Here is a 16368-nt window from a genome sequence, read left to right as displayed (position 1 = left end):
CGCGCGATCAAATCGCTCCCGTTCTATAGCGGCAAACTGTGTGTAGGCTTTCGCGGCATATGCGCTTCACTCCGGACTGAAAAACACGGTCGGTGTCGTAAGAACGATGAGGTGTGAAGCACTACGACCTACACACAGTTTGCCACCTGGGCGGCGCAAACCATTAGCTGCCGCCGGTGGCGCAACGGGTGATTGAAGTGGGTGAGGCGCTCAGTAAGAGCGTTGGCAACGGGTGGTGAAGAGCAGGTTGCCGTTTGAAGCGGAGGAACTGTTGGGGGCCCTCAGGCGGAGGTCAAGAACGGGCGGTGTTAGCCCGCTTTCTTTGCTTACTTTCTTTGCGGCGGCAAAGAAAGTAAGTGCCGCCCCGCACAGGGGCGACGCGTGAACAAGGCAAAACAAAACGCGGATGCCAGCGACAACCCAAGCAAACCACACAAAGCGTCGCAAGACAAAACAAAAACCCCTAACCAGCAACAACCAAAGAATCAACCCCAGCAATCCGCTGCGAATGCAACCGCAAAAGCTCAACAAACCGCTGCGCAGGCTCAGCAAGAGCCTCTCCTTTGCGGGTAAGAATGCCAAACCCGGCAAGGCTCTTGCCAATCTCCACAGGCAGCGCCGTAAGAAGCCGCCCGCGCACATGATCGCGAACCACCGACTCAGGCAACATCGCGACAGCATCATAATTTTCAAGCAACTGCAACGTAGCAAATATGGAAGCGCACTCGGTGAGATTAGCCGGCGTCCCCAACCCAGCTCGCGCCAGCTCTTCCTCAAACAACACACGAGCCGGACTCGTAATCGGCTGCGCCACCCAGGGCCACTCCATCAACTCGCGCAGCGAAACGGAAGACCGCCCAGCCAGCGGATGCACGGCCCGCACAACCAGAACAAGTGTCTCCCGCGCCAGAGGCTCGAAACTGAACACATTGTGCTGCAAGGGATCCGTCAAGCGCCCAAGCGCCAGATCCACTTCGCGGCGATGCAGCAATTGCACGACCTGATCGCTCGTCTCGCCGAGAATGCATACATGTAACAACGGCCGTTCAGTCTTGAGCGCAGCCACAGCCATTGCGAGCAGATCGGGCGCGGCGCCCATGATCGCGCCAACCGTGAGTTGCCCATGCCCGCCCTTGCGCTTCGCATCAAGGTCTTCGGCAAAACGCGTCAGATCGGCAAGCGCTCGCCGCGCATAGGCGAGTGTGACAACGCCAAGCGGTGTCGGCTGCATACCGCGTGCGTTGCGCTCGAATAGCAGAAACCCTAATGCTTCTTCAATATCGCCAAGCATGCGGCTCGCGCTGGGCTGCGCGACGTTGATGGCATCGGCGGCCTGGTGGACGTTGCGCGCGTCGTCGAGCGCGACCAGCAGCGCAAGATGCTTGAACTTGAGCCGGTTGACGAGGGCAATGCTGGCAGCGTTCTGGCTCATGAGCGGATGGCGGTGCGATTCGGTTTGAGTATCGCCCAATCCCAACAACGGATTGAGATGCTATCGACGCCCGAATTATAGTCGCATCAAGACGCTTCCTTAGAGAGCGGCAAGAACAAGTGATCGAAGACACTGGAGACAAGCCCGGCATGGAGACAATCGCTTTCCGGATGGTCCTGAACCCCGGCATGCGCGACGAGTACGAGCGCCGGCATCGCGAGATCTGGCCGGAACTGGTCGATGCACTGCACAACGCAGGCGTGCGCGATTACCGGATCTTTCTCGACGAAACCACGCACCATCTGTTCGCGATACTGACGCGCAGCGTCGATCATTCGATGGAGCGTCTGCCCGAGCTCGCCGTGATGCGCAAATGGTGGGATTACATGGCCGACATCATGCAGACGGCGCCCGACCATACGCCGTTTCAGCAGGCGCTCGTTCCAGTATTTGAACTGCAGCATCCCTTCCACTGATTCGCGAACGCTCGCGGCGCACGCGCGCCGGCGACGAAGGACGCGCCATGAAAGTTGTCGACCCGCACATGCATCTGTGGGATCTGAAGACGCATCACTACCCGTGGCTCGCCAATCCTGGCGTGTCGTTTGTCGGCGATGCACGCGCGCTCAAGCACGACTATCTGATCGCCGATCTGCTCGAGGACGCAGGCGATATCGAACTGCTCAAGTGCGTGCACGTGGAGGCGAATCACGATCCGAAAGATCCCGTCGAAGAAACGCGCTGGCTGCAATCGGTTGCCGACACACAAGGCTCGCGGTCGATGCCCAACGGTATCGTCGCAGCTGTCGATTTCTCCGCCGATAACGCGGCCGAAGTACTCGAACGACACGCGGCATTCGCCAACACGCGCGGCGTGCGGCAAATCCTCAACGTACATCACGACAAGCTATACGACTATGGCGCGCGTCACTTCATGCGCGAAGCGACATGGCGTGAGAACTTCAGCTTGCTGCGCAAGCACGGCATGTCGTTCGACATGCAGCTTTATCCGTCGCAGATGGAAGAAGCGGCTGCGCTTGCCACGCAGCATCACGACATGCAATTCATCGTCAATCACACAGGCATGTTCGTCGACCGCAATAGCGTGGCGGGCTATCGCGCATGGCGCGAAGGGATGAAGACGCTCGCGCAATGCCCGAACGTCGCAGTGAAGATCAGTGGACTTGCGATGTTCGATCACCAATGGACCGTCGAAAGCCTGCGGCCCTATGTGCTCGAAACGATCGATACGTTTGGCGTCGAGCGCGCGATGTTCGCATCGAATTTTCCGGTAGACAGGCAGTTCGGCTCGTATGCCGACTTGTGGCGTGCGTATGCGTCGATCGTCGGCGCAGCGAGCGATACGGAGAAAGACGCGCTTTTCGTGCGCAACGCGGAACGTTTCTACCGGATCTAAAGGGGTATCTGAAGCGGCATCTGAAGCAACCTCGAATAACGCGCCGTCGCAGCATGAAGGAGAACAGGGTGGAGCAACACACTGAAACCGTGCCCAGGCTGGAACTGCGGCACGCAAGCAAAACATTCGGGCGCGTGCGTGCGCTCTCGGACGGCGAACTCGCGCTGTGGCCGGGCGAAGTGCATGCGCTGCTCGGCGAGAACGGCGCGGGCAAATCGACGCTCGTGAAGATCCTCGCGGGCGTGCATCAACCCGATACAGGCGAGTTGCGCATCGACGGGGTGGAACGCCGCTTTGCGACGCCCGCCGAAGCGCGCGATGCGGGCCTCGCGGTCATCTATCAGGAACCAACGCTGTTCTTCGATCTGTCGATTGCCGAGAACATCTTCATGGGACGGCAACCTGTCGATCGCTTCGGCCGCATCCAGCACGATGCGATGCGCCAGGAAGTCGATGGCCTGCTGGCGTCGCTCGGTGTCGATCTGCGCGCGGATCGTCTCGTGCGCGGGCTCTCGATTGCCGATCAGCAGGTGATCGAGATCGCGAAGGCGCTGTCGCTGAACGCGAACGTGCTCATCATGGACGAGCCGACTGCGGCGCTGTCGCTGCCCGAAGTCGAGCGGCTCTTCACGATCGTGCGCAAGCTGCGCGAGCGCGATGTCGCGATCCTCTTCATCACGCACCGGCTCGATGAAGTGTTTGCACTGACGCAGCACGTCACGATCATGCGCGACGGCGCGAAGGTGTTCGACGCGCCGACCTCGGAAATGACGACGGAATCCGTCGTCGCGAAGATGGTGGGCCGCGATCTGGAAACGTTCTATCCGAAGGCCGATGTGAAGCCCGGCGATGTGCGTCTGTCGGTGCGCAACCTGACGCGCATCGGTGTGTTCAAGGACGTCTCGTTCGACGTGCGCGCGGGCGAGATCGTCGCGCTCGCGGGTCTGGTCGGCGCGGGCCGCAGCGAAGTGGCGCGTGCGATCTTCGGCATCGATCCGATCGATTCGGGCGAAGTGCATATCGCGGGCAAGCGGCTCGCAACCGGTAATCCCGCTGTCGCCGTGCGTGCGGGCCTTGCGCTGGTGCCCGAAGATCGCCGCCAGCAAGGGCTGGCGCTCGAATTGAGCATCGCGCGCAATGCGTCGATGACGGTGCTCGGGCGTCTGGTGCGCCACGGTCTCATCTCGTCACGCAGCGAAACACAACTCGCGACACGCTGGGGCACGCGGCTTCGGCTGAAAGCAAGCGATCCGTCCGCACCCGTCGGCACGTTGTCAGGCGGCAACCAGCAGAAAGTCGTGCTCGGAAAATGGCTTGCAACAGGCCCGAAAGTGCTGATCATCGATGAACCGACTCGCGGCATCGACGTCGGCGCGAAAGCGGAAGTGTACGGCGCGCTCAGCGAACTCGTGCAGGAGGGCATGGCCGTGCTGATGATTTCGAGCGAACTGCCCGAAGTGCTCGGCATGGCGGACCGCGTGCTCGTGATGCACGAAGGCCGTATCAGCGCGGACATTTCACGCGCCGACGCGAGCGAGGAGCGCATCATGAGTGCGGCACTCGGGCAATCGGCGGCACTACTGGGGCGCGCAGCATGATCCGGCATTCGACACATCCACACGCGGCATCGATCGAGCATCCGCCGCTGCAGCGCACGCGTTCAGGGCCGGGCGGTATCGTTGGCACGATTGCGAAAAGCCGCGAAACGACACTTTTCGTCGTGCTGATCCTGCTGATACTCGGCACGTCGCTCGCAAGGCCGCAGTTCCTGAATCTGCAGAATCTGCGCGACGTGCTGCTCAACGTGTCGATCATCAGCTTGCTGACGGCGGGCATGACGGTAGTGATCCTGATGCGTCATATCGATCTGTCCGTCGGCTCGACGGTCGGCATCAGCGCGTATGCCGTCGGCAGTCTGTACGTCGCGTTTCCTCATATGCCCGTGCTGGTGGCGCTGGTTGCGGGCGTCGCGATCGGGCTCATAGCAGGCGGTATCAATGCGTTGCTGATCGCGGTTGGGCGCGTGCCGTCGCTGGTGGCGACGCTCTCTACGCTTTACATCTTCCGCGGCGCCGACTACGCGTGGGTGCACGGCGGACAGATCAACGCGACAAGTCTCCCCGAGGCGTATTCGCGTCTCGCGACAGGCGTCGTGTTCGGCATTCCGACGCTCGCACTGATCGCTGCCGTGGTGCTGTTCGCACTGTCGTTCTATCTGAAGCATTTCCGTGCGGGCCGTGAGCATTACGCGATCGGCTCGAACCCCGAGGCGGCGCGCCTTGCGGGCGTCAACGTCGAGCGGCGCGTGATGTCGGGCTTTTTATTGTCGGGCGCAATTGCGGGTTTTGCGGGCGCGTTGTGGCTGGCGCGTTTCGGCACCGTCGATGCGAGCACCGCCAAGGGCATCGAACTGCAGGTCGTGGCGGCGGCCGTGGTCGGCAGTGTCGCGATCACGGGCGGCGTCGGCACGATACTCGGCGCGACGCTCGGTGCGCTGGTGCTAGGCGTGATCAGCATCGCGCTCGTCGTGCTGCACGTGTCGCCGTTCTGGGAGCAGGCCATCGAAGGCGCGTTGATCGTCGCGGCCATTGCGGCCGACACGCTGCTCGCACGCTCCGTCGCCAAACGCATGATGAGGAAACGCGATCATGGCTAAACCCGATTCCGCGCTGCTCACGCGCAAGCGCGAAACGCCGCTGCGCTGGGAAACCTTGCTGGTTGTCGTGCTGGTTCTGTCGCTCGTGCTGGGGCGCGTGCTGTCGCCCGTGTTTCTAACGGGCGCCAATATCAGCAACGTGCTCGCCGATCTGACGGAGATCGCGCTGATGGCGTTGCCGATGACGTTGATCATCGTCGCGGCGGAGATCGATCTGTCCGTGGCGTCGGTGCTGGGCGCATCGAGCGCGCTGATGGGCGTGCTCTGGCACATGGGTCTGCCGATGCCCGTCTTGATCGTGCTGGTGCTGCTGTTCGGCATGATTGCCGGCCTCTTCAACGGGCTCGTGATCGTGAAGCTGAATCTGCCGTCGCTCGCGGTGACGATCGGCACGCTCGCGCTGTTTCGCGGGCTCTCGTATGTGCTGCTCGGCGATCAGGCCGTCGCGGATTTTCCGGCAGGCTACACGGCCTTCGGCATGGACACGCTGTTCGGCACCTTCATTCCGTTGCCGTTCGTGATCGTCATCGTGTGTGCGGTGCTGTTCACCGTGCTGTTGCAGGCGACGGCGTTCGGCCGCAGCCTCTATGCGATCGGCGCGAATTCGACGGCGGCCGCGTTCTCGGGCATCGAGGTCGCGAAAGTGCGGCTGCGTCTGTTCGTGCTGTCCGGGTTCATGAGCGCGCTGGCGGGCATCGTCTACACGCTGCGTTTTACGAGCGCGCGTGGCGACAACGGCGAGGGCTTCGAACTGTCGGTGATTGCGGCGGTGCTGTTCGGCGGCGTGAGTATTTTCGGCGGACGCGGATCGATGGTCGGCGTGCTGCTGTCGCTGCTGATCATCGGCGTGCTGAAGAACGCGTTGACGCTTGACGACGTCTCCAGCGAAACGCTGACCATCGTCACGGGCGCGCTGCTGCTGGCATCCGTGCTGATTCCGAATCTCGTCGCGCGCTGGCGTGCAATGCGCGACCGCAAGCTGATCGCCGCTCAAACGCTGACGAAACCGACAACGTCATAACGCCGTATGTAAAGTCGTTCAATCCAACCGGACGCCAACAGTCCGATCCACCACCAGGAGACAACAGATGAACAAACCACTGCGTCACGCGGGAGCGATGATGCTCTGCGCGGCCTTGCTGGGCGTGAGCGTCGCCGCGTCCGCAGCCGGCCTCAAGCCGGATCTGAAAATCGCTTTCGTGCCGAAGCAGATCAACAACCCGTACGAAGTGATCGCCGATGACGGCGGCATGGCGGCAATCAAGGAGTTCAAGGGGCAGGGCAAGGTGGTGGGGCCGTCGGACGCGGGCGCGTCGTCGCAGGTGTCGTACATCAACACGCTGACGACGCAGCGACAGGACGCGATCGTCATTGCCGCGAATGACGCCAACGCGCTCGTGCCGTATCTGAAGAAGGCGATGTCGCAAGGCATCAAGGTCGTGACGTTCGATTCCGATACGGCGCCCGAAGGCCGCCAGCTGTTCGTGAACCAGGCGAACGCGGAAAGCATTGGCCGCGGACAGATCCAGCTCGTGTCGAAACTGATGGGCGGCGAGGGCGAATTCGCGATTCTCTCCGCGACGCCAAATGCGACGAACCAGAACACATGGATCAAGTGGATGCAGGAGGAATTGAAGAAGCCCGAGTATTCGAAGATGAAGCTCGTGAAGATCGCGTACGGCAATGACGATGACCAGAAGTCGTTCGTCGAGACGCAAGGTCTGCTGCAGGCGTACCCGAACCTGAAGGCGATCGTTGCGCCAACATCCGTCGGCATCGCGGCTGCGGCGCGCTATATCTCGACATCGTCGAGCAAGGGCAAGGTTGCCGTCACGGGCCTCGGCACGCCGAACCAGATGCGCGCGTTCGTGAAGAACGGCACGGTGAAGGCGTTCCAGTTGTGGGATCCGGGTCAACTGGGTTATCTCGCCGCATATGCAGCGGCGAGTCTCGCGTCGGGTTCGATCACGGGCAAGGAGGGTGAATCGTTCGACGCAGGCAAGCTCGGCAAGCGCACGATCGGTGCGCAAGGCGAGATCATTCTCGGACCGCCGACCACGTTCGACGCGAGCAATATCGACAATTTCAACTTCTGACGCGCTTCGCATTCTCCAAAGAAAAAGCCGCTCGCATTACGCGAGCGGCTTTCTTTTGTGTGCTTCGCTGAATCGTGCAGCTTGCGTCAGATCAAGCCGTTTTCCTGTGAGTACTTGACGAGATCCGCATTCGTTCGCAGATTCAGCTTCTTCATGGCGCTGCTCTTCTGCGTCGCGATCGTCGAGATAGACCGGTTGGTCTGCCGCGCAATTTCAGTCAGCGAAGTACCTGTTGCGAACAGCCGGATCACTTCCAGTTCTTTTCTTGTCAGGATGGGCCCGTAGTCTTCGTGTTCGTCGCCGCCTCGTCGGCGCTGAAGCCGCGCGCGAATTCTGGCAGAGAAATGCGGTTGGCCATAGCGTGTGACAGCAAGCGCGGCTGCGCGAAATTCCTCGATGCCTTCGCTTTTGTCGACGATTCCTGCAACGCCGGAGCGCGACAGACGCACCAATGCTTCGTCGTTATTGAGCATGGTGAAAACGAGCACGGGAATATGCGGATGCTGCTTGCGTAAGCGGCCAATCAGCGCAAATCCGTCGATTTCGTTCTGCGCGCTACCCATCGTGAAGTCCGTGATGATGAGATCCCATTTGCCCTGCTGCAACAGCGCAAGCAACTCGTTGCCAGACCTGGCGGCAGCGTCGGCCTTGAAGCCAGGGATGCTGTTCAACGCATTGATCACGGCATGCCGGATAACCGGATGATCATCTGCAATGGCAATCCGAAAGTCGCGAATCACATTCATGGTGAGAAGACTGGACAACTTCTACAGAACGGACAATGCGCGTCGGAAAAGGGATGACGCGATGAACGCCAATTCTGATCTATGCAGAGAGCGTGTCCTGCGTTGCGAAAGAAGCGTTATAGGATCGCGTAAGGATAACGAACGGAAAGAGGATTGACTCGCTTTTTGATGCGAGCAGATACGACTTTCGAAGAAATCCGACATTGCATGCTGGCGAATAGCGATTGCCTGCAATACGGCTTGTCAAAAAGGTACAAAACGGCGCATTAAAACGCGTGCTGGATGCATCTCGTGTAAAGAACTGTTAAGAATGCGAGCGACGGAAGGAGAGGCGTCAACGCTTTGCGAGGCGATGCGTTTAGAGCGATGACCCAATCAGGTCGACGGCCATTGCGCCGTCAAGTCATCAACACAGGTTTAAGGATTCAAGCAATGAACAAGCACATCATCGCCGCTGCTCTGGCCGGTCTGTTCTCGATCGCCGCCTTCGCGCAGGCATCGGCTCCCGAAGCAACGGATGCAGCCCCGGCCGCAGCATCGGCACCGGCTGCGAAGCATCATGCGAAGAAGCACCACGCAAAGAAGAAACACGCACACAAGAAGGCAGCGCCCGCAAAGGCGGCTTCCGACGAAGCAGCATCGGCTGCCGAGTAATTAGCGGTTCACGCTGATGTCGAAAGAGGAAGTGCGGACTCCGAGTCCGGCTTCCTCTTTTTTTGTCAGATGCCAGTCGTGCGCTGGTGCTGGAATGGACCGAGCGAAGCCGCGAAACGCTGCGCACACTCGAGGCCGAATGCAGTTGGACGCATGCCGCGATCGTGCGCGACATCGAAGCCCATGCGCCACGCAGCGATACGTTTTCCATAGCAGGTCAACGCGTCGAGCGATTGCATCACGAATACGATGGAAGGCAGGATGCGTTCGTAAAGCGTTTGGGCTTTCGTTTCGTCGCCTTCGATAAACGCGTGATAGATCGCCGCTTGCCAGTCGAACGAATCGTGCGCGACGATCAGTCCCGCGCAGCCTGCGCGCAGATTGTCGATCAACTCCTGGCCGCCGCGTCCGTTGAATACGGGTAAAGCACTGCGTTGCTCGCGCAGCCGTTCTATCGTCGCCCGAATGATCGTGGCCGGCCCTTCGCCCTTTAGCCATTGAAATTGCCCGCACTGCGCGGCCAGCGCGACGAGCGATTGAACTGACAGGCCGACACCCAGATATTCCGGTGCGTTCTGAATGCCGACAGGCACGCGCACGCGCTGCATGACATTCGCGAAAAAATCGAAATAGAACGATTCGGGCCGGTCGCGGACAGAAGGCGGCTGAAGAATCAGCGATGACGCGCCGCGATCCACAGCATAGTGTGCCAATGCATGCTGCGTATCTGGCGTATCGCCCGTCACGGTGACGGCAAACGGCACGCGTCCGGCGATATGCGCGCCTGTCCATTCGATGAAGCGATGCTTCTCATCGAGCGACAGCCGGTTCACTTCCGTTGCGAGGCCGAGAATCACGATACCGCTTGCGCCTGCCGCGATCGTCATGTCGATCTGCGTATGTATCGCGCCCCGGTCTAATGCGTTGTTCGCATCGAAGTACGCATAGAGCACGGGCCACATGCCGCGTGGTGAGAAGGGCGAGGGTTGCGCCATGATCGTCAGTGCGAATCGCGCGGTACGGGTGCGCCGCTCGCGCCTACGAGGAAGTCGAGATCCGCGCCCTGATCGGCCTGCAACACATGCTCGACGTACAGCCGGTAATAACCGCGCGCGGGCAATTCGGGTGCGCGCCATGTGGCGCGGCGGCGTTCCAGTTCTTCATCGGTTACGTCCAGATGCAGGCGTCGCGCGGAGACGTCGAGTTCGATCATGTCGCCCGTCTGCACGAGCGCAAGCGGTCCGCCTGCCGCTGCTTCAGGCGACACATGCAGCACGACGGCGCCGTACGCCGTGCCGCTCATGCGGCCATCGGAGATGCGGACCATGTCGGTGATACCTTTTTGCAGGACCGTTTTCGGCAGCGGCATGTTGCCGACTTCAGCGAAGCCCGGATAGCCCTTCGGCCCGGCGCCCTTGAGCACCATCACGCAATGCTCGTCGATATCGAGTGATTCGTCGTCCACTTTTGCATGCAGTTCTTCTACGTTTTCGAACACCACGGCGCGGCCGCGGTGCTTCAGCAGCGAAGCCGTTGCCGCTGACGGCTTGATCACCGCGCCATTGGGCGCGAGATTGCCGCGCAGCACCGCAATGCCCGCTTGCGGCTTGAACGGCTCGGCAAACGTGGTGATGACTTTCTGATCGTAGTTGGGCGCATCGCAGACGTTGTCCCAGATGCTTTTGCCATTGACGGTCAACGCATCGCGATGCAACAGTCCTTGCTCGCCCAGTTGCCGCAATACGGCGGGCAAGCCGCCTGCGTAGTAGAAATCTTCCATCAGGTACTCGCCCGATGGCTGCAGGTTCACGAGACACGGCACGTTCGAGCCGAGTTCCCAGTCGTCGAGCGAGAGATCGACGCCGATGCGCCGTGCCAGCGCAATCAGATGCACGACGGCATTTGTCGATCCGCCGATTGCAGCGTTCGTGCGTATCGCGTTCTCGAAGGCCTCGCGCGTGAGGATTCTGTCCATCGTCACGTCGTCGCGAACCATGTCGACGATGCGTCGTCCCGCGAGATGCGCCAGCACCTGACGGCGTGCGTCGACGGCGGGAATCGCCGCGTTGTGCGGCAAGCCGATGCCGAGCGATTCGACCATCGAAGCCATCGTCGATGCCGTGCCCATCGTCATGCAATGGCCGCGCGAGCGGTTCATGCACGATTCGGCATCGATGAATTCCTGCTGCGTCATCGTGCCCGCGCGCACTTCCTCCGACATCTGCCACACGCCCGTGCCCGAGCCGATCGTGCGTCCGCGAAAGCGGCCATTGAGCATTGGCCCGCCCGATACGGCCAGCGCGGGCAGATTGCACGACGCGGCGCCCATCAGCAGCGCGGGCGTGGTCTTGTCGCAACCGACCAGCAGGATCACGCCATCGAGCGGATTGCCGCGTATCGACTCTTCGACATCCATCGAAGCAAGGTTGCGAAACAGCATGGCCGTTGGCCGCAGATTCGATTCGCCTAGCGACATCACGGGGAATTCGAGCGGCAGGCCGCCTGCTTCGCGCACGCCGCGTTTCACGTACTCGGCGAGTTCGCGGAAATGCGCGTTGCACGGCGTCAGTTCCGACCACGTATTACAGATGCCGATCACCGGTCGGCCGTCGAATTCGTCGTGCGGAATGCCCTGGTTTTTCATCCACGAACGATGGATGAAGCCGTCCTTGTCGTTACGGCCGAACCAGCTTTGCGAGCGGAGTTTGCGCATGGAGTCTCCTGTGCGTGCTTCGTTTTTCGTACGTCGTTTCAAAGCAGCTTAGCCCATTCATCGCGCGAGATGGGGCTCGCGCAATGGCATGCGACGATCGACGGCCGATATCGTTGCAGCGCAACAGAACACAGCCTGTGCGAACCCCGGAAAGCGTCGCCGACAGAGGCTCTGCGCGGGTCGGCGGGGATTGTGCAGCGTATGCATCCTCATTGGACGCAGACCATCCAATAAGCGACACGCGCAGCGCTGCATCACGCACTGCAGCATCGTCGCCAACCCTTGCTGGACAAGGGTTGCACGTATCCACTAACGCCCGTTCGTTTTTGCCCGTGTCGCATTTCCTCAAGCGTCTGTCGCAATTAGTCGGCTAGGCGGGGTTTTTTCTGGCAACTATGTAGTCACACATGTGCAGGCCGGCGCCTGCACCACGAGGAGATGGACTCAATGAAATCCCCAAAGGTCGTGGTCGAAGGTTTATGTAAGGTTTTCGGGCCTAACCCGAAAGTGGCGCAGGACATGCTCTCGCGAGGCGCGTCGAAAGACGAGGTATTCGCCAAAACGGGGCATGTGGTGGGCGTCCACAATGTCTCCTTCGACGTACAGGAAGGCGAGATTTTCGTGCTGATGGGCCTGTCGGGTTCCGGCAAGTCCACGCTGATCCGTCTCATCAACCGGCTCGTCGAACCGACGGCCGGCAAGGTCATCATCGATGGCCGCGATGTCGCTGCCATCAAGCGTTCGGAACTGACGTCGTTGCGCCGCACCGACATGAGCATGGTGTTCCAGTCGTTCGCGCTGATGCCGCAACGCTCGGTGCTGTCGAACGCGGCGTTCGGTCTCGAAGTGGCGGGCGTGGGGCGCAAGGAGCGCGAGAAGCGCGCGCTCGCAGTGCTCGAGCAGGTCGGTCTCGCCACCTTCGCGGGTAAGCTGCCTTCGGAGCTGTCGGGCGGCATGCAGCAGCGCGTGGGTCTGGCGCGCGCGCTGGCCGTGAACCCGTCGCTGATGATCATGGACGAAGCGTTCTCCGCGCTCGATCCGCTCAAGCGCAAGGAAATGCAGAACGTGCTGCTGGAACTGCAGAAGAACCAGCAACGCACGATCCTGTTCGTGTCCCACGATCTGGAAGAGGCGCTGCGTATCGGCACGCGCATCGCGATCATGGAAGGCGGACGCGTGGTGCAGATCGGTACGCCGCAGGACATCATCGCGAACCCGGCTGACGACTATGTTCGCGCGTTCTTCGAAGGCGTCGATACGAGCCGCTATCTGACAGCAGGCGATCTGATGCAGGCGAACGGCGTGCCGCTCGTGCGCAATCTGGATCAGTCGAGCGTCGCCGAGTCGTTGAATGGCAGCGCCGAATACGCGTTCGTGCTCGATGCCGAGCGTCGTATTCGCGGCTTCGTGACGCGCGATGCGATCGGCAGTGCTTCTCCGTCGCTCAAGAAAGTCGAATGCATTTCGCGCGGTGCGCCGCTCGAACACGTCGTATCGCGCGTCTGCGCGAGCGCGACGGCTCTGCCCGTCGTCGACGACGAAGACCGCTATTGCGGTTCCGTCGATCAGGCTGCGGTTCTAAAGGTCATTACACGCAACAGAGGTGCAGCCCATGTCTGAGATGATTCCACTCGGCCGTTGGGTCGACCAGGGCGTCCATTATCTGCTCGATCATGACGCCAGCACGTTCGATTCGATCGGCAAGGCAATCGAGAGCTTCGCCGCGATGATCGAACATGGCCTGCAGGCCATTCCGATGTGGGCGTTGATGGCGTTCTTCATCGCAATCGGTTTGTGGCGGGTGGGTTGGCGCTTTGCGATTTTCGCTACCGCTTCGCTATTGCTGATCTACGCAACCGGCTTCTGGGACCAGACGGTCATCACGCTCGGCCTCACACTGTCGTCGACATTGATCAGCCTCGTGTTCGGCATTCCGCTCGGCATCTGGGCCGCGAAGAACAAGCATGTGCAGATGATCGTACGGCCGATTCTCGACCTGATGCAGACGATGCCCGCCTTCGTCTATCTGATTCCCGCTGCGATGCTGTTCGGCCTTGGCCGCGTGCCGGGCATTCTGTCGACGGTGATCTTCGCGATGCCGCCCGCTGTGCGTCTGACGAGCCTCGGTATCAAGCACGTGAACCGCGAAATCGTCGAAGCCGGGCAGGCCTTTGGTTGCACGCCGTGGCAGCTGCTGTACAAGGTGCAATTCCCGAATGCGTTGCCGTCGATCATGCAGGGCGTGAACCAGACCATCATGATGGCGCTGTCGATGGTGATCATTGCGTCGATGGTGGGTGCGGGCGGCCTCGGTAACGATGTGCTCGCGAGTATCCAGCGGCTCGATATCGGACTCGGTTTCGAAAGCGGTCTTTCTGTGGTGTTGCTCGCGATCATTCTGGACCGTATCACCGAGAGCTTTGGCCGTTCGCCGGGTACCGCTACCGCACCGCGCTTTGCCGGTCTGCGCAACGTGATGCGTGTGCGCCGCGAGCAACCGGCTGTCGCGCAAAGCTAACTCTCTGTCGTATTCGATCAAGCGCTGAATTTCTGGCGCGACTGCAATAGAACCAATAGTGGTCGTCCCGCGAAAGCCTTCGGGCTTTTGCGGTGGCCAAACACATTCTTCTTTGTGCCTCACGGAGCGCGACGTGACGTCTACCCGGGCTGAAGCGCCGTTGTCGAATCTTGCGCATGTGGGTTTTCTGACTTTACCCAGTTTTTCGATGATCGCGTTCACGAGCGCGGTCGAAGTGCTGCGCATGGCGAACTATGTATCTCGCGCACAGCACTATCGCTGGTCGGTGATCACGCCGGATGGCGTGCCCGTGCGGGCGAGCAATGGCTTGACGGTCAAGCCGACGCGCACGCTCGAAGAGGCGGGCATGCCGGATGTGCTGATCGTGTGCGGCGGCACGCAGATACGCAATGCCGTCGATACGAACGTGAAGACGCTGCTTGCCGATGCCGCCTCGCAAGGCGTGCCGCTGGGCGGCATCTGCACGGGCGCGTATGCGTTGATGGCGGCGGGATTGCTCGACGGTTATCGCTGCTCGGTGCACTGGGAGGATCTGTCGGCGTTGCACAAGGAGTATCCGCATGTGCAATTCGCCGACGAACTGTTCGTGATCGACCGCGATCGCCTGACGTGTACGGGCGGCACGGCGCCGCTCGACCTGATGCTCGATCTTGTTGGCTCGCGCTTCGGGCAGAACGTTGCCGCGCAGGTATCCGAGCAGTTCATTCTCGAGCGCATTCGCAGCGCGAGCGATCAGCAGCCGATTCCCGTCGATGCACGCGTCGGTTTCTCGCGTGCCGAACTGATCGAAGTGGTGCGGCTGATGGAGGCGAACATCGAAGAGCCGTTGTCGCTCGAAGAACTCGCGCGGCTCGTGCAATTGTCGCAACGCCATTTGCAGCGGATGTTCAAGGTGTATCTGAGCGTATCGCCGACGCATTACTACCTGTCGTTGCGATTGCGTCGCGCGCGCGATCTGTTGCGCACGACGGACGCATCGATCGCGCGGGTGACAGCCGTATGCGGTTTTCATTCGCCGTGTCATTTCAGCAAGGCTTATCGCGCGCAGTTCGGCCATGCGCCGAGCGTCGAGCGCCGCCAGGCGGCTTAGGCAGTCGAACCGGACGTACGCGTCCGGGCCAGAATTATTCCGAGGAGAATCTGATGAAACGCAAGCTGATGATGGCGGCCGCGCTATGCGCGACGGCTGCCGCGACCGCGCACGCCGCCGACCCTGCCGTATGCCGCAACGTCCGTTTCGCCGATGTCGGCTGGACCGACATTGCTGCGACGACGGGCCTCGCATCGACGATCTTTCAGGGTCTTGGCTACAACCCGACGAAGACGATTGCATCTGTGCCGATCACGTTTGCGGGCATCAAGAGCAAGCAGATCGACGTGTTTCTCGGCTATTGGGCGCCGACGATGGACCCGATCATCCAGCCGTTCGTGAAGTCGGGGACGATTAAAGTACTGGCGACGCCGAATCTGACGGGTGCGAAGTACACGCTTGCTGTGCCGGATTATGTGTATGCCGGAGGCCTGAAGAACTTTAGCGACATTGCGAAGTTTGCCGACAAGCTGGATGGAAAGATCTATGGCATCGAGCCCGGCAATGATGGCAATGCGTTGATCAAGAAGATGATCGACGGCAATCAGTTCGGGCTGGGTAAGTTCAAGCTCGTCGAGTCGAGCGAGGCGGGCATGCTGGTCGAAGTGAATCGCGCGGTTCGGGAGAAGAAGTGGATTGTGTTTCTCGGCTGGGAGCCGCATCCCATGAATGTGCAGATGAAGATTGATTATCTTGCCGGCGGGGATGATGTTTTTGGGCCTAATTATGGTGAGGCCAAAGTGTTTACCGCTACGCCGCCTGATTATGCTGCTCGTTGTCCGAATGCAGCCAAGCTTGTTTCTAATCTGCAGTTCACGACGGCGATTGAGAATCATGTGATGGTGCCGATCATGAATAAGGAAGACGCGAATAAGGCCGCGCTGGCGTGGTTGAAGGCTAATCCGCAGGCGCTGGATAAGTGGCTATCGGGTGTGCAGACTATTGATGGCAAAGACGGCTTGCCGGCCGTTAAGGCTTATATTGCTGCGCACTGAAGTTTTGGTTTTGCTTTTGTCTTGGCGACG

General features: G+C 60.5%; 14 protein-coding genes and 1 pseudogene. 11 read left to right on the top strand and 4 right to left on the bottom strand.

The genetic code is table 11. The annotated features are described in order from the left end of the window. Positions 1–463 precede the first annotated feature (463 nt). Positions 464–1432 carry a LysR family transcriptional regulator gene (locus tag G3O01_RS16950; RefSeq protein WP_205806422.1) on the bottom strand — a complete coding sequence of 323 codons (969 nt, stop codon included), beginning with the start codon at positions 1430–1432 and terminating at the stop codon, positions 464–466. A gap of 149 nt (positions 1433–1581) precedes the next feature. Here G3O01_RS16950 and rhaM point away from each other — a divergent pair, with 149 nt between their 5' ends. The 6 genes from rhaM (at position 1582) to rhaS (ending at position 7601) form a co-directional block, all read left to right on the top strand. Beyond that, positions 1582–1908: an L-rhamnose mutarotase gene (gene rhaM / locus G3O01_RS16945; protein ID WP_205806291.1), complete on the top strand. Its 327-nt coding sequence runs from the start codon at positions 1582–1584 to the stop codon at positions 1906–1908. Between the two features lie 47 nt (positions 1909–1955). Further along, positions 1956–2849, top strand: a complete 894-nt coding sequence (locus tag G3O01_RS16940; protein WP_205806290.1) for an amidohydrolase family protein — start codon at positions 1956–1958, stop codon at positions 2847–2849. Positions 2850–2902: 53 nt separating this feature from the next. Beyond that, positions 2903–4447, top strand: a complete 1545-nt coding sequence (locus G3O01_RS16935) for a sugar ABC transporter ATP-binding protein (protein WP_205806289.1) — start codon at positions 2903–2905, stop codon at positions 4445–4447. Then, positions 4444–5505, top strand: a complete 1062-nt coding sequence (locus G3O01_RS16930; protein ID WP_205806288.1) for an ABC transporter permease — start codon at positions 4444–4446, stop codon at positions 5503–5505. Before G3O01_RS16935 ends, G3O01_RS16930 begins: the two co-directional genes overlap by 4 nt. Then, positions 5498–6526 carry an ABC transporter permease gene (locus G3O01_RS16925; protein ID WP_205806287.1) on the top strand — a complete coding sequence of 343 codons (1029 nt, stop codon included), beginning with the start codon at positions 5498–5500 and terminating at the stop codon, positions 6524–6526. The genes G3O01_RS16930 and G3O01_RS16925 overlap by 8 nt, the downstream gene beginning before the upstream one ends. Before the next feature lie 67 nt (positions 6527–6593). Further along, the gene (rhaS, locus tag G3O01_RS16920) at positions 6594–7601 is read left to right on the top strand and encodes a rhamnose ABC transporter substrate-binding protein (RefSeq protein WP_205806286.1); all 1008 of its coding nucleotides are present in this window, start codon (positions 6594–6596) and stop codon (positions 7599–7601) included. Between the two features lie 86 nt (positions 7602–7687). On the opposite strand, the gene G3O01_RS16915 is transcribed toward rhaS, so the two are convergent. Then, a complete protein-coding gene (locus G3O01_RS16915) occupies positions 7688–8347 on the bottom strand; it encodes a response regulator transcription factor (RefSeq protein ID WP_205806285.1) in 660 nt (219 codons plus the stop codon). A gap of 432 nt (positions 8348–8779) precedes the next feature. Here G3O01_RS16915 and G3O01_RS16910 point away from each other — a divergent pair, with 432 nt between their 5' ends. Further along, on the top strand, positions 8780–9001 hold the full coding sequence (locus G3O01_RS16910; protein ID WP_205806284.1) for a hypothetical protein: 222 nt from the start codon (positions 8780–8782) through the stop codon (positions 8999–9001). Positions 9002–9066: 65 nt separating this feature from the next. On the opposite strand, the gene G3O01_RS16905 is transcribed toward G3O01_RS16910, so the two are convergent. Continuing rightward, the gene (locus G3O01_RS16905; RefSeq protein ID WP_241024022.1) at positions 9067–9996 is read right to left on the bottom strand and encodes a dihydrodipicolinate synthase family protein; all 930 of its coding nucleotides are present in this window, start codon (positions 9994–9996) and stop codon (positions 9067–9069) included. A 5-nt stretch (positions 9997–10001) separates the two neighbouring features. Then, positions 10002–11714, bottom strand: coding sequence for an IlvD/Edd family dehydratase (locus G3O01_RS16900; RefSeq protein WP_205806283.1), 1713 nt, complete (start codon positions 11712–11714; stop codon positions 10002–10004). Positions 11715–12047: 333 nt separating this feature from the next. On the opposite strand from G3O01_RS16900, the pseudogene G3O01_RS16895 reads away from it, so the two are divergent. The 4 genes and pseudogenes from G3O01_RS16895 to G3O01_RS16880 form a co-directional block, all read left to right on the top strand. Continuing rightward, a pseudogene (locus G3O01_RS16895) lies at positions 12048–13334 on the top strand (glycine betaine/L-proline ABC transporter ATP-binding protein); the annotation flags it as partial. Beyond that, positions 13327–14232 carry a choline ABC transporter permease subunit gene (choW, locus tag G3O01_RS16890; protein ID WP_205806281.1) on the top strand — a complete coding sequence of 302 codons (906 nt, stop codon included), beginning with the start codon at positions 13327–13329 and terminating at the stop codon, positions 14230–14232. The pseudogene G3O01_RS16895 and the gene choW, both read left to right, overlap by 8 nt. 133 nt (positions 14233–14365) lie before the next feature. Next, positions 14366–15343 (top strand): GlxA family transcriptional regulator, encoded by a 978-nt coding sequence (locus G3O01_RS16885; protein ID WP_205806280.1) that lies wholly within the window; start codon positions 14366–14368, stop codon positions 15341–15343. 53 nt (positions 15344–15396) lie between these two features. After that, complete coding sequence (locus G3O01_RS16880; protein WP_205806279.1) at positions 15397–16338, top strand: choline ABC transporter substrate-binding protein; 942 nt, start codon at positions 15397–15399, stop codon at positions 16336–16338. The last annotated feature ends 30 nt before the right edge of the window (positions 16339–16368 follow it).

The sequence above is a fragment of the Burkholderia sp. Ac-20365 genome (assembly GCF_017104715.1).
Classification (GTDB): domain Bacteria; phylum Pseudomonadota; class Gammaproteobacteria; order Burkholderiales; family Burkholderiaceae; genus Paraburkholderia.
Note: the sequence above shows the minus strand (reverse complement) of the source record. Positions and strands in the feature narration are given on the sequence as shown.